We start from the raw sequence: 14,050 nt of genomic DNA, 5'->3' as shown, positions 1-14,050 counted from the left end.
ACGACGAAGGGACACCTGGCTTGGACGACGACCTCTTGTCTCAGGTGGATGCGTTGGCGCGTCGGTACGGGGTGCTCGGGCAGGTGACGGAGGTGCGGGGCGGGGTCGCGAACCGCGGCTTCGTGTTCGGCGACAAGCTGTTCCTGCGCGTAGCGCGACCGGGATTCGAGGTCGATCTGCGCAAGGAGACCACCGTCGTCCCGATCGCCCGCGCGGCCGGCGTGCTGACCCCCGCGATCATCGAGTACGACGACGGCCGAGCGGTCATCGATGCTCCGTACGTCGTCATGGAGCGCGTGCACGGCGCCGAGCCAACCGCGGTGCCGATCGAGCTCGCCGAGCATCTCGCACGACTGCACGACGCCTGCTCCCCTGACCTCCCCGACCTCCCGGATCTCCCGGATCTCCCCCGGGACGACTGGGGTGACCCGTGGCGGACCATCGACGACCTGGCGGGCCGCGGTTACCTCGACACCGGCGCCGCCCAGTGGCTCACCGACTGGTTCCGCCGGCTCTCGACCCGGTTCGATCGCGGCCGGCCGAAGACCCTGATCCACGGAGATGTTGCCGCGCACAACCTTCTTGTGGACACCGACGGACGGCTCACGGCGCTCATCGACTGGGGTGACGCGACTGTCGCTCCGGCGGAGGTGGACTTCGCGAAGCTCCCCCTCGAAGACGTGGCCGCGCTCCTGCCCGGCTACATCCGCCACAGCCGGTCCGCCGGAGCGGAGGACGAGCTGGCCGCGGCCGCAGTCTGGCTGCACCTCGAGTGGGCTCTCGGCAAACTTCCTGCCACTCCTTGGCCGGGCCAACGGCACTGGACCGCACCCACAGCCAGCCGCCTCCTCGGCCTGCTCAGATTCTTCGCTGCCGCCCCACCCGCACCGTGGTCCACCCTGACCTGACCGCCCAGCTCGGCGACACGATCAAGAAGGCGGGGTTCTTGGTGTCAGTTGTGGGGTTTCTGCTTGAAAACAAGGGGTTTGCGAATGCTGGAGGATGGGGCAGACTGGGCTTCCGTGACTGATTATGTGGCGGCTGAGGGCCGGTATGACGACAAGATGAGCTACCGGCGGACGGGGCGGAGTGGGCTGCAGCTGCCGGCGATCTCGCTGGGCTTGTGGCACAACTTCGGCGACGACAAGCCGTTCGTGACGCAGCGCGACATCCTGCGGCGGGCGTTCGACCTCGGCGTCACGCACTTCGACCTGGCGAACAACTACGGCCCGCCGTACGGGTCGGCCGAGACGAACTTCGGCACGCACTTCGCGCGGGACTTCCAGCAGTACCGCGACGAGCTGATCATCTCGACCAAGGCCGGGTACGACATGTGGCCGGGGCCGTACGGTCAGGGCGGCGGCTCGCGGAAGTACCTGCTCGCCTCGCTGGACCAGTCACTGAGCCGGATGGGCCTGGACTACGTCGACATCTTCTACTCGCACCGGTTCGACCCCGACACCCCGCTCGAGGAGACGATGGGTGCGCTCGACGCGGCGGTCCGCTCGGGCAAGGCGCTGTACGCCGGCATCTCGTCGTACTCCGCGGATCGGACGCGGGAGGCGGCGCGCATCCTGCAGGAGCTCGGTACGCCGCTGCTCATCCACCAGCCGTCCTACTCGATGCTGAACCGGTGGATCGAGGAGGACCTGCTGGATGCCGTCGGTGAGCTCGGCGTCGGCGTGATCGCGTTCTCGCCGCTGGCGCAGGGTGTGCTCACGGACCGCTACCTGGACGGCATCCCGTCCGACTCCCGCGCGGCGCAGGGCAAGTCGCTCAACCCGGACTCGCTGACCGAGGACACGCTCAAGCACGTCCGCGCCCTGAGCGAGATCGCCAAGGAGCGCGGCCAGTCCGTCGCCCAGCTCGCCCTGGCCTGGACGCTCCGCGACGACCGCGTCACCAGCGCGCTGATCGGCGCCTCCAGCGTCGCCCAGCTCGAGGACAACCTGGCCACGGTCCGCAACCTGAAGTTCTCCCCCGAGGAGCTCGAGGCCATCGACGCCGACGCGGTGGAAGCCGGCATCAACCTCTGGAAGAAGAGCTCGGACGGCTGACCCAACGCCGACAACTTCAAGCCCCAAGGCACGAGCAGAAGCGCCCGCCGCATCCACGCGGCGGGCGCGTTCGCTCACCGGAAGGTTACGGAGCGGGGTGGGGTGGTTGCGGTCCGCCGAGGATGGGCACACGCTGGGTGTAGACCCTCTGGAGGTGGTTGAGATGACCGCTTCGACGCTCGAAATGGCCCTCAGCTACGAACACTCGAAGATCCGGGAGCTGGCCGAGCCGGCCCACCACCCGGATGCGGCCCACCCTGAGCACAGGCACCAGACCGACTGGTTCTACGCCATCGCCGCCCAGCACCTGGCCGCTGCCGAAGACGTGCTCCTCCCGCACGTCCAGCGTCTCCCCGACGGTGCGCACATGGTCACCAGGTACCTCGGCAATGCCAAGGAACTCGAGCGCTCACTGCGGTTCCTGAAGGGACGGCAGTACGGCGACAGCCGGTTCCTGCATCTCCATCACGCCGACCTCTGGCAGCACATCGACAGGCTGCTCGGAGAGCACGAGCAGCTGGAGACGACGTACAGCCGGCAGATCTGTGAGCAGCTCGACGGCCAAGGCGTGAACACGTTGACCGAAGACCTGCTGGAGGCGGAGGAGGTCGCGCCCACCAGAGCGCACCCGTCCTCGCCGCACACCGGCAAGGCCGGCCGGCTCGCGCACCGGATGTGGCGGATGGCCGACAACGCCTGGGACAGCGCCGAAGGACGCGTGGTGCCGATCAAGTACCACGCACACCCCAAGCGCGACTCGGCGCTCTCGCACTACCTCTACGGGACAGCGATGCCGCCCGAAGAGATGCCGCACGAAGAAGAGCCCCGCTAGACAAAAAGGTGACCGGGCCCCGAACGGATGCCTCCGCTGGGACCCGGTCCGCCGGCACTCACTGCGCCTGGTTGTGGGGCCGGCGTAGGTCCCGCCGCCGCTGCGCCTTGATTGCGGAGGCGGGCCCTGCGTCCTCCCCCGCTGCGCCTGGTGTGCGGGGGAGGACGGTCTGTGAGCTGGTCACCGAGCCGATCCGGTCCCCTGAGGTCCGGTACCCGCTCGCAAACCAGTGTGCAGCTATTTCAGCCCGTCGATCGCCTTCTTCGCGCCGGGGTGCAACGGCACCGGGTCGGTCTTGTCGGCGTTGTCGAGCGTGATGCCCTTCGCGGCGGCGTTCACCGCGACCAGTGCATCCATGTTGTCGTAGATGACCTTCGTCAGCTGTTCGGCGAGCTCGTCCTTCATGTCCTTACGGACCAGCAGCACGTTCGGCACGATGATCGTCGGTACGTCGGCCGCCTGCTTGTACGTCGCTGCCGGGATCGGCGCCTGCGCGTAGATCGAACCGTACGTCTCCTGCATTTTCGGCAACAGGTCGGTGATCGGCAACAGTTTCACGCCCTTGCCCATGCTGGTGATCAGGTCGGTGATCCCGCCCGTGGGCAGACCACCGGACCATACCAGTGCGTCGATCGAGCCGGACTTCATCGCGTCCACCGACTCCGGCAGCCCGAGCCGCTGCGCGGTGACGTCCTTGGCCGGGTCGAGTCCGGCCGCCTCCAGCAGGCGGCGAGCGATCACCTCGGTCCCGGAGTTCGGCGAACCGGTCGAGACCCGCTTGCCCTTCAGGTCCGCGATCGAGTTGACCCCGGCCGATGTCCGTACGGCGACCTGCGTGTAGTTGTTGTACAGCCGGGTCAGCGCGACCACGTCCTGCTTGGACTTGAAGCTGTTCTCACCCTTGACCGCGTCCGAGGCCGAGTCGCCGAGCGAGAACGCGATGTCGTAGTTGCCCGCGACCAGACCCTGGATGTTCTGCACCGAGGCGCCGGTCTCGCTCGCCGTCGCCCGGTAGCCGGACACCTTCTGTGAGATCACCGAGGCCAGCGCACCACCGAGCTGGTAGTACACCCCCGTCGTGTTGCCGGTGGCAATCGTCAGTCGCCCGCCGCTGTCCGAGGACCCGGCAGGTTCACGCTGTCCGCCGCAGGCAGTCAGCGAGACGACAGCAGCAAGCGCCACGACAGTGGTGCGGAGTCTCATGAGGCAACGGTTCCTTCCGCGGAAGAGGCCTAGCGCTGCCGCCGGACCAGATTGATGACGACGGCAACAAGTAGCAAACCGATCCCGGCCGTGATGGTTACGGGCGCGAGGTACAGCAGCAGCGCCGCCGCCGGACCGCAGACCGCCCGCTCCAGCCAGGTCGCCCGGACGAACACCCAGCCACCTGTCACGACGGCGAGCGCGGCGACGGCGAGCATCGACACCAACGTGGTCCACACCATCCCGACGAACGATCCCTGACCGAGCAGGTGCGCGCCGTTGTCGGTGAGCACGAACGCGAACGGCACCAGGAACGCCGGCAGCGTGTACTTCCACGCCTGCCACATCGTCGGCATCACCTTGCCGCCGGTGATCGCGGCCGTCGCCACCGCCGCGAGTGCGGTCGGCGGCGAGACCTCGGACAGGACGGCGTAGTAGAAGATGAACATGTACGCCTCGGGCTGCGTCACCCCGAGATTCACCAATGCCGGCGAGATGATCACCGCCGCGATGATGAACGACGCGGTCACCGGCACCGCGAGCCCGAGGATCAGTACGGCGAACCCGGACAGCACCACGGTCAGGATCAGGACGGCGGTGTGGTTCGAGGTCAGGCCATGCGCCGCGTTGACGATGATCTCGGCCAGGTTCAGTCCGAGCCCGGTCTGCGTGGTGACCGCGACGATCACGCCCGCGGTCGCACAGGTCGCCGCCACCGGCAGCACCGAACGGGTGCCCTGGGCAAGCGCTTTGAACAACGGCCGGCCGGTCAGCCGGTGCTCGCGGTCGAGGAACGACAACCCGAACTGGATGATCACCGCGTAGACCACAGCCTTGAACGGCGGTACGTCGACCGCCATGAACGCGATGATCACGAACAACGACAGGAAGTGGTACCCGAACCGCAGCAGCAGCCGCAGCGCCGAGTCCGTCGAGGTCTCCGCCGACGTCGTCCCGTGCTTGCGGGCGTCGATCTCGATCGCGAGCAGAATGCCCAGGTAGTACAGGATCGTCGGGATCACGGCGAACCCGAGCACCTTCAGGTACGACACCTGCAGGAACTCCGCGATGATGAACGCCGCCGCACCGAGCGTCGGCGGCGACAGGATCGCGCCGATCCCTGAGGCGGCGAGCATTCCACCGGCCGGCTCGGGCGGATACCCGGCCCGGCGCAGGATCGGCCATGACACCGTGCCGAGCGATACGGCGGTCGCCGTACCCGAACCCGACACGCTGCCGAGCAGGAAGCCGGCCAGGGTCACGGTGCGGCCCGGCGCCGTACGACTGCGTTTGAACGCCGCGAACGACAGATCGATGAAGAACTTGCCGGCGCCCGAGTAGTCGAGCACCGCGCCGTAGATCGTGAAGAGCACGATGTACGACGCCGCGACGCTCAACGGTGTCCCGTAGAACCCCGCCGTACCCATCGTGAACTGGGCGATGATCGCGTCGAAGTTGAATCCTTGGTGCGCCAGCGACCACGTGTAGGGCAGGTAGCCGCCGTAGTACGCGTACGCGATGAACAGCAGGCTGACGACCGGCAGGACCCAGCCGGTGGTACGGCGACACGCCTCGAGCAACAGGATCAGCAACAGCGCGCCGGCGATCACGTCCAGCGTGGTCGGAGCCTGCCGCCGTTCGAGGAACCCGTCGAAGCCGAAGAGCGGATAGACACACACGGCCAGGGCGACAACGGCGAGAATCCAGTCCACGACGCCTGGGTCGTCATGCGTGCGAGCCCGGCCGGGGAGACGAACGCCGCGGTAACACAGCAGGGTGATCGGCAGAACGGCTGCGAGAAAGATCACCAAGTAGAACTGCGTGCCCTGTGGTAGTGGGAAGAACACCTGCGCGAGCACGCCGATGCTAACGATTGCGCACCAGACCGAGATCACTGTCTCCAGGGCAGGCCGGAGCCGCCGAGCGGGGCGTTCCTGCTCGTACTCGGCCAGTTCCTCCTCGGAGGGCGCGGCCGTGCCCCCCGGGTCAACACCGACAGTCATCGACTAGTTCCCTCCTGTGGTCGGAAGGCTAATGTTGCCGAACACTGCGTGGAGTCGCGTGATTACGTCTTTACCAAGATCTGACACATCGGGCCGTGACCTGGCCTACGATCACCGCATGAGTGGCGCGGTGCGGATTCTGCTGGTCGAGGACGATCTCGATATCGCCAATGCCCTGATACCCGCCTTGCGGCGCTACGGCCTGATGGTGACGCACGTTCGCACCGCGGCCGACGCCCTGGCGGCGGATCCCGGCGACCTGGTCCTGCTGGACCTCGGACTGCCGGACGGGGACGGTATCAACGTGTGCCGGCAGATCCGCACGGTCTCCGATGTGCCGGTGATCGCGGTGACCGCACGCGGCGAGGCCGCGGACCGGGTCCGGGGTCTGCGCAGCGGCGCCGACGACTATGTGGTCAAACCGTTCGCGATTTCCGAGCTACTGGCCCGCATCGATGCTGTACTTCGTCGTACCGGCCTCCTGCAGCCCCGCCCCCGGGTGACCGTCGGCGACCTGACCGTAGACATAGAGGCCCGGACCGTTCAGGTGGCGGACAAGCCCATCAGCCTGACCCGCAAGGAGTTCGACGTGCTAGCAGTGCTGGCCGCTCACCACGGCCGGGTGGTCCCCCGTGAACAGGTCGCGCTGTACGCCTGGCAGTCGGTCTTCGAGGCGTCCTCGCGGACCATGGACGTGCACGTGGCCAGCCTGCGCGCGAAGCTCGGTCGCCCCGAACTGGTGCAGACCATCCGCGGCGTCGGGTACCGACTGGGTTCGGACTGACCGTTGCGCCGTCGACTACTGCAGTCCCTCGTCCCGATGGTCGTCGCCCTGGCGATCGTCGCCGTCATCCCGCTGGCGAACTTCATCGCCACGAGTACGTCGCGCACGCTGTTCCTGTCCCGGAGCAACGACGCGGACTGGTTCGCCACCATGGCGGAGTCCCCGCTGCAGACCGGTGACATCGCAAACCTGCGTGAGCTGGCCGTCCGGTACCACGAGCTGTACAACACACCGGTCTTCGTCGTCGACGTCGACTCCCGCGTCGTGGCCACCTCGGTGTCCGGGGTGGACGTGAAGGAGCCCGACATCGCCGCCGCGCTGCACAGCACGCTGGCCGGCCGGCTCCCGGCCGAGCCGCCGGCGCTGTGGCCGTGGCGCTCCGGCGAGATGATCGTGTCCCGTCCGGTCGTCAACAACGGCAGCGTCCTCGGCGCCGCCGTACTGCGGGTGCCGACCGAGAGCGCCCGTGACCAGGTTCAGCGTGGTCTGCTGCTGCTCCTCGGCGGCCTGCTGATCAGCATGGGCGCGATCATCGTCGGCATCGTCCGGCCGATCACCCGCTGGGTGCTGCGGCCGCTGCAGGACCTCGACAACGCGACCCACCAGATCACCCGTGGCGCGCTCGACACCAGAGTGTCGACGGACGGTCGTGCACCCGAGCTACGCCGCCTCGGCGACAGCTTCAACTCGATGGCGCTGAGCCTGCACCAGGCCCGCCAGCGTGAGCGCGAGTTCGTCGCGGACGCGTCGCACCAGCTGCGGACCCCGCTGACCTCGGCCCGGATCCACATCGAGGGCCTGTCCCGGTTGTCGCCGACCGCGCGGTTCGCGCTCAGCGACATCGACCGGCTCGGCCGGATCGTCCAGCGGCTGTCCCGGCTGGCCGGCTCGGACCGCCCCTCGGCAGCCGATGCCGAAGGCAACGAAGAGCCGCTGGACCTGGCTCAGGCGGTGAAGGAGCGGCTGGTCGGCTGGAAGGCCGTGTACGCCGCCGACGACCTGGAGCTGATCGTCGGCGAGATGGTCCCGGGCGGGGTCGCGCCGGAGCTCGAGGTCGACGACATCCTCGACGTACTGCTGGACAACGCGTCCAAGTACGGCGCTCCGCCGGTGGAGGTCTCGGTCACCCGGGACGGCACCGAGGTGGTGATGTCGGTCCGCGACCACGGCCTGGGCCTGGGCTCGCGGGACCTGAAGAAGGTCGGCGAGCGGTTCTGGCGCAGCGCGCACCACCGGGAGATGCCCGGCACCGGGCTCGGCCTGGCGATCGTCCGCTCCGAGGCGGCCCGGGTCGGCGGCCGCGTGGTCGCCCGCCCACCGATCGGCGGCGGGCTCGTGATCGAGGTCCGCGTCCCCCTGATCGACGACTACGACATGTAGCTCGGCGTCAGATGTGGTTCTGCCGGTACCAGCGTTCCGCGGCGGGATGCAGCGGGACCGGCATGGTGGAGATCGCGGAGCGCGGGTCGAGGGCACCGGCTTCCGGGTGCTGCTTGATCAAGTCGTTCTGCCGACGGAACAGCGTGTTGACCGTCCACCAGGCCCACGAGTCGGACAGGTTCGGCCTGGCGATCAGGTAGTTCGGCACCGACAGCGTCGGCACCGAGCTGGCCAGTCCGTACTGCGAGGGCGGGATCGACGAGACCACGAAACCGCCGAACTCCCGCAGCGCGATCGTCTGGGCCACCTTCCCGATGTCCAGCAGCCGGAAGCCGAGCGTGGTCTGCAGCTCCGCGATCGGCTTCGTCGGGACACCGCCGCTCCAGATGAACGCGTCGATCGAGCCTCGGGTCGCACTGCCCTTCGGGATCAGCGCGGCGACCGAGTCCTCCAGGGTCATGTTGACCCGGGTCACATCGACGCCCGCGGTGTTCAGGATCATGTCGGCGATGACCTGGGTACCGGAGTTCTTCGGCCCGACGCTGACGACCATCTTCCGTCTCGTCGGGTCGTCCTTCGACGGGTTCAGGTCCGTCAGGTCCTTCGCCTTCGAGGCCATCGGTACGACGACGTGCACGTAGTTGTCGTACACCCGGGCCAGCGCGGTGAACCGCAGCGGACCCTTGAACTCGCCGGTGCCCTCGTACGCCGCCAGCGCCGAGTCCGACGTACAGAACCCCAGGTCGGCGAAGCGGCCCGCGACCTTCATCAGGTTGTCCACCGATCCGTTGCTCACGATCGGTTTCAGCTCCATGCCGGTGACCTCGCTGACCAGCCCGCTGAGCGCCGCACCGAACACGTTGTAGACGCCGCCGACGTTGCCGGTCACGAAGGTCCCCGCCGCGGCGGGAGCAGGCTCGTCCGCGCGGCCGCGCGAGCAGCCGGGCACCAGCAGCGCCGAAGCAGCCGCGGCGCCGAGGCCGAGCACGCTGCGCCTCGTCATCCCGGTCGGCGGGGCAGGGGTCAGCAGGCGGGGACGATCCATGCAGACAACCTAGACAACAACCGGGCCTCCGGGGTAGCCGTGTCCCGGGCCCGCAACCGAACCGCTACCCACAGGTACGTATACAACAGGTGGAAACTGCGTCTGGACGGGCCAGGGGTAGGTGTGACAGCGTTGTCAGCCGTGCGGTCGTCGCGGCCGCGTGAGGATCTTCCCCGGAGGCTGATTTCGTGCACGACGACCGTCAACTCATCGAGGAGCGGCTCAGGCGCGCCCTGCGGGAGCGGCTCCGCCCCGCGATCTACGGCGCGGCGGTCCCGCTGGACATCGAGGTGTGGCACGCACCTGGTGAGCCCGTTTCCCCCGCCGAGGCGCTGGCCCAGACCTACGAGAAGGCCGAGATCGGCCTGCCGTGGGGTCCGGCCTGGGGTACCGCGTGGTTCAAGTTCAGCGGCCAGGTCCCGGCCGAGTGGGCCGGCAGCGAGATCGAGGCGGTCATCGACCTCGGCTTCAGCGGCGGCCCCGGGTTCTCCGCCGAGGGCCTGGTGCACACCACCTCCGGCAAGCCACTCAAGGGCCTGCACCCGCGGCAGACCTACGCCCCGCTGTCGATCCTCGGCCCGGACGGTACGGCGGCATCGGCCGGCGACCGGATCGAGTTCTACGTCGAGGGCGCCGCGAACCCGGAGATCCCGCTCGACAACGCCTACGCGAAGACCGATATCGGCGCCAAGCTCGGCGACCACCCGATCTACCAGCTGACCCGCGCCGACCTGGCCGTGTTCAACGCCGAGGTCTGGGACCTGATCCTCGACCTCGAGGCGCTGTTCAGCCTGCAGAACGAGCTGTCCGCCCAGGAGCCCCGCCGCCGCGAGATCCTGCGCGCCCTGAGCCGTTCGCTGGACGTCCTCGACTACGAGAACGTCGCCGGCACCGCCGCGGACGCCCGCGCGCAGCTGACCGACGTACTGAGCCGGCCGGCGCACGCCAGCGCGCACCAACTGTCCGCGGTCGGGCACGCGCACATCGACTCCGCGTGGCTGTGGCCGCTGCGGGAGACCCGGCGCAAGGTGGCCCGGACGGTCTCCAACGTCGCCACCCTGGCCGAGGAGTACCCGGAGCTGGTCTTCGCGTTCTCGCAGGCCCAGCAGCACGCCTGGGTGAAGGACAACTACCCGGAGGTCTGGGAGCGGCTGAAGAAGGCCGTTGCCGAGGGCACCATCGTCCCGGTCGGCGGCATGTGGGTCGAGTCCGACACCAACCTGCCCGGCAGCGAGGCGCTGGCCCGGCAGTTCGTGCACGGCAAGCGGTTCTTCCTGGACGAGTACGGGATCGACACCCAGGAGGTCTGGCTGCCGGACTCGTTCGGCTACACCGCGGCGCTGCCGCAGCTGGTGAAGCTGTCCGGCTCGAAGTGGTTCCTGACCCAGAAGATCTCCTGGAACAAGGAGAACAAGTTCCCGCACCACACCTTCTGGTGGGAGGGCCTGGACGGGACCCGGGTGTTTACCCACTTCCCGCCGATCGACACGTACAACTCCGACCTGTCCGGGCGCGAGCTCGCGCACGCGCAGCGGAACTTCCAGGAGAACGGCGCCGCGACCCGGTCGCTGGTTCCGTTCGGGTACGGCGACGGCGGTGGCGGCCCCACCCGTGAGTTCGTCGCGACAGCGCGCCGGGTGGCGAACCTGGAGTCCTCGCCGAAGGTGACGATCGAGTCCCCGACCGAGTTCTTCGCCGCGGCCGAGGACGAGTACCGCGAGCACGCGCCGGTCTGGAGCGGCGAGCTCTACCTGGAGATCCACCGGGCGACGTACACCTCGCAGGCCAAGACCAAGCAGGGCAACCGGCGGACCGAGCACCTGCTCCGTGAGGCCGAGCTGTGGACCACCGCGGCCGTGGTTGCGGGCAAGCTGGACACGTACCCGTACGAGGACCTGGACCGGCTGTGGAAGGTGGCGCTGCTGCACCAGTTCCACGACATCCTGCCGGGCTCGTCGATCTCGTGGGTGCACCGCGAGGCCGAGCGGACCTACGCGAAGATCGCCGACGAGCTCGACGCGATCATCTCCCGCGCGCAGCAGGCGCTGGCCGGCGAGGGTGATGAGCAGATCGTGTTCAACGCCGCGCCGCACGGCCGCAACGGCGTCGCCGGCCTCGGCGCGGGCGTCGCTACCACCGCAGGCCCGCCGGTCACCGTCGAGAACGGCGTGATCGACAACGGCCTCATCCGGGTCACGATCGACGAGCGCGGTCTGATCACCTCGCTGTACGACGTCGAGGCCGAGCGCGAGGTCATCGCGCCAGGCGCCGTGGGCAACCTTCTCCAGCTGCACGTGGACACCCCGAACCACTGGGACGCGTGGGACGTCGACTCGTTCTACAAGAACAACGTCCGCGACGTGACCGAGGTCGACAGCGTCGACTTCAGCACCGACGACGACGAGGCCGTCGTCGTGGTGAATCGCTCGTTCGGCCGGTCCACCGTCACCCAGACGCTGCGGGTCCGCCCGGGCACCAAGCGGGTCGACATCGAGACCGAGATGGACTGGCACGAGTCGGAGAAGTTCCTGAAGGCGGCGTACCCGGTCGACGTGCACGCCGACCGGTCGGCGTCGGAGACCCAGTTCGGGCACATCTTCCGGCCGACCCACCAGAACACCTCGTGGGACGCGGCGAAGTTCGAGATCGCGGCGCACCGCTGGGTGCACGTCGGCGAGCCGGGGTACGGCGTCGCCGTCGTCAACGACTCGACGTACGGCCACGACATCAACCGGACCGCGCGCGAGGACGGCGGTACGACGACCACGATCCGCACGTCGCTGATCCGGGCGCCGCGGTTCCCCGACCCGAAGACCGACCAGGGCGTGCACATCGTGAACCACGCGCTCGTCGTCGGCGCCGGGATCCCGGAGGCGATCGAGGAGGGCTACGCGATCAACCTGCCCGAGCGCGTCGTCACCGGCACCGACGGCGTCGCGCCGATCGTTGCCATCAACAACGACAACGTGATCGTCGAGGCGATCAAGCTGGCCGACGACAAGTCCGGCGACGTGGTCGTCCGGCTCTACGAGTCGAGCGGCGGCCGCTCCCGCGCCACCATCACACCGTCGTTCGCGGCGGCGTCGGTGACCGAGGTCGACCTGCTCGAACGCGACCTCGCGGACCGCGAGCTGACGGACAACGGAGTCTCTCTGGACCTCCGTCCGTTCCAGATCCTCACCCTCCGCTTCAAGCGGGCCTGAGCATAGGTTCTGGGGGCCTGGGACAGGTTATTGCCTGTCCCAGGCCCCCAGTTCTTGTCGTAAGCCCCGCCCGGCGTTCACCCGGCTGACGTAGCGTGCGGGTATGGCTGCGACACCCTTGCTCGGTTCCCGGAACCTCGACCGGCAGACGGCGCGCACGCTCCCGCCCGGACCGAAACTCCCCACGCTCGCGCAGACCGTGCTGTTCGCGAGTCATCGCCGGACGTTCTTCCCGCGGATGCGAGCGAAGTACGGCGACGTGTTCACGATCCGCCTGGTGCCGTCGAGCCGCGTCTGCGTCGTACTGAGCCGGCCGGACCACATCCGCGAGGTGTTCGGCAGCCCGCCCGCCGTGATGCACGCCGGCGAGGGGAACACGGTCCTCGAGCCGATCATGGGATCGCACTCGTTGCTGCTGCTCGACGACGAGGACCACGTCCGGATGCGCAAGCAGCTGATGCCGGCGTTCTCCGGCGCGGCCCTGCGCGGGTACGCCGGGATGGTGCTGGAGCTGGCGCAGGCCGAGGTCGCGAAATGGCCGGTGGACAAGCCGTTCAAGGTGCACGAACGGATGCGGAACCTGACCCTCGAGATCATCCTGCAGGTGATTTTCGGGGTGACCGACATCGACCGGCTGAACACGCTGCGGCCGCTGATGGACAAGATCGTCTCGGTGTCGCCGGTGATCATGCTGGGCGGCTTCTACCCGCCCCTGCTCCGGGTCCGGCCCTGGAAGACGTACCTGGACACCCAGCGGAAGGTCGACGAGATCCTTTACGACGAGATCGCCAAGCGCCGCGAAACGTTTGCCGGGCGCAACGACGTACTCTCGCGCTTGCTTGCTGCGGGCAACTGGTCGGACGTCGAGCTGCGGGACCAGCTGGTGACGTTGCTGCTGGCCGGGCACGAGACGACGGCGACGGCCCTGGCGTGGGCGTTCCACGAGCTGGCGCGGCGGCCGCAGGATCTCGAGTTCGGGCAGCGGGCCGCGGATGCCGGCGCCGACGACGAGCTGGAGGCGATCGTCAAGGAGGCGCTGCGGCTGCATCCGGTGGTGTACCAGGTCGGCCGTCGGCTCACCGAGACCACCGACGTCGCCGGCTACCGCCTGCCGCGCGGTACGACGATCATGGCCGCGATCGGGCTGGTCCACCGGGACGGGGAGCTTTTCCCGATGCCGACGGAGTTCCGCCCGCAACGGTTCCTGTCCGACGACCCGCCGGCGCCCGGCACCTGGATGCCCTTCGGCGGCGGCGCCCGCCGCTGCATCGGCGCCGGCTTCTCGCTGATGGAAGGCACCGAGATCCTCCGCGCTGCCCTCGCCGCGTACAACTTCCAGGCCCCGCACCCCAAACCCGAGCCGGCCCAGGCCAAGAACGTCACCCTGGTCCCCCGCCACGGCGCCGAGGTGACCGTGACCCGCCGCTAGCAAGCCGATCCTCCCGCACTCCGAACGTCTCAGGGGTCAACCCCGCACCTCGTCGGTTGCGGACCCGGATTCTCGGTCCGCAACCGTCCGTCTCAGGGGTTGACCCCTGAGACG

10 protein-coding genes are annotated in these 14,050 nt (G+C 68.6%); 7 read left to right on the top strand and 3 right to left on the bottom strand.

Going from position 1 to position 14,050, the window contains the following annotated elements:
• Positions 1-20 precede the first annotated feature (20 nt).
• The 3 genes from OHA18_RS19175 (at position 21) to OHA18_RS19165 (ending at position 2,889) form a co-directional block, all read left to right on the top strand.
• Positions 21-908, top strand: coding sequence for a phosphotransferase family protein (locus OHA18_RS19175; RefSeq protein WP_329005494.1), 888 nt, complete (start codon positions 21-23; stop codon positions 906-908).
• Positions 909-992: 84 nt separating this feature from the next.
• On the top strand, positions 993-2,057 hold the full coding sequence (gene mgrA, locus OHA18_RS19170) for an L-glyceraldehyde 3-phosphate reductase (RefSeq protein WP_329005493.1): 1,065 nt from the start codon (positions 993-995) through the stop codon (positions 2,055-2,057).
• Between the two features lie 163 nt (positions 2,058-2,220).
• On the top strand, positions 2,221-2,889 hold the full coding sequence (locus OHA18_RS19165; RefSeq protein WP_329005491.1) for a hypothetical protein: 669 nt from the start codon (positions 2,221-2,223) through the stop codon (positions 2,887-2,889).
• A gap of 237 nt (positions 2,890-3,126) precedes the next feature.
• Here the strand turns inward: OHA18_RS19165 and OHA18_RS19160 are convergent, their stop codons facing one another.
• Together OHA18_RS19160 and OHA18_RS19155 are read right to left on the bottom strand one after the other, a co-directional pair.
• Complete coding sequence (locus OHA18_RS19160; RefSeq protein WP_329005490.1) at positions 3,127-4,092, bottom strand: TAXI family TRAP transporter solute-binding subunit; 966 nt, start codon at positions 4,090-4,092, stop codon at positions 3,127-3,129.
• A gap of 29 nt (positions 4,093-4,121) precedes the next feature.
• Entirely contained in the window at positions 4,122-6,095 is a 1,974-nt protein-coding gene (locus OHA18_RS19155; RefSeq protein ID WP_329005489.1) for a TRAP transporter permease, read from the bottom strand.
• 118 nt (positions 6,096-6,213) lie between these two features.
• Between OHA18_RS19155 and OHA18_RS19150 the strand changes: the two genes are divergently transcribed.
• Positions 6,214-6,879 carry a response regulator transcription factor gene (locus tag OHA18_RS19150; protein ID WP_012918592.1) on the top strand — a complete coding sequence of 222 codons (666 nt, stop codon included), beginning with the start codon at positions 6,214-6,216 and terminating at the stop codon, positions 6,877-6,879.
• Between the two features lie 36 nt (positions 6,880-6,915).
• Entirely contained in the window at positions 6,916-8,259 is a 1,344-nt protein-coding gene (locus OHA18_RS19145; RefSeq protein WP_329005488.1) for a sensor histidine kinase, read from the top strand.
• Between the two features lie 7 nt (positions 8,260-8,266).
• Here the strand turns inward: OHA18_RS19145 and OHA18_RS19140 are convergent, their stop codons facing one another.
• The gene (locus tag OHA18_RS19140; protein ID WP_329005487.1) at positions 8,267-9,304 is read right to left on the bottom strand and encodes a TAXI family TRAP transporter solute-binding subunit; all 1,038 of its coding nucleotides are present in this window, start codon (positions 9,302-9,304) and stop codon (positions 8,267-8,269) included.
• A gap of 188 nt (positions 9,305-9,492) precedes the next feature.
• Between OHA18_RS19140 and OHA18_RS19135 the strand changes: the two genes are divergently transcribed.
• Complete coding sequence (locus tag OHA18_RS19135; RefSeq protein WP_329005486.1) at positions 9,493-12,507, top strand: alpha-mannosidase; 3,015 nt, start codon at positions 9,493-9,495, stop codon at positions 12,505-12,507.
• Between the two features lie 103 nt (positions 12,508-12,610).
• On the top strand, positions 12,611-13,936 hold the full coding sequence (locus OHA18_RS19130; RefSeq protein ID WP_329005485.1) for a cytochrome P450: 1,326 nt from the start codon (positions 12,611-12,613) through the stop codon (positions 13,934-13,936).
• Positions 13,937-14,050 lie beyond the last annotated feature (114 nt).

Source organism: Kribbella sp. NBC_00709 (assembly GCF_036226565.1).
Lineage (GTDB): Bacteria > Actinomycetota > Actinomycetes > Propionibacteriales > Kribbellaceae > Kribbella.
This window is presented reverse-complemented; position numbering and strand designations above follow the sequence as displayed.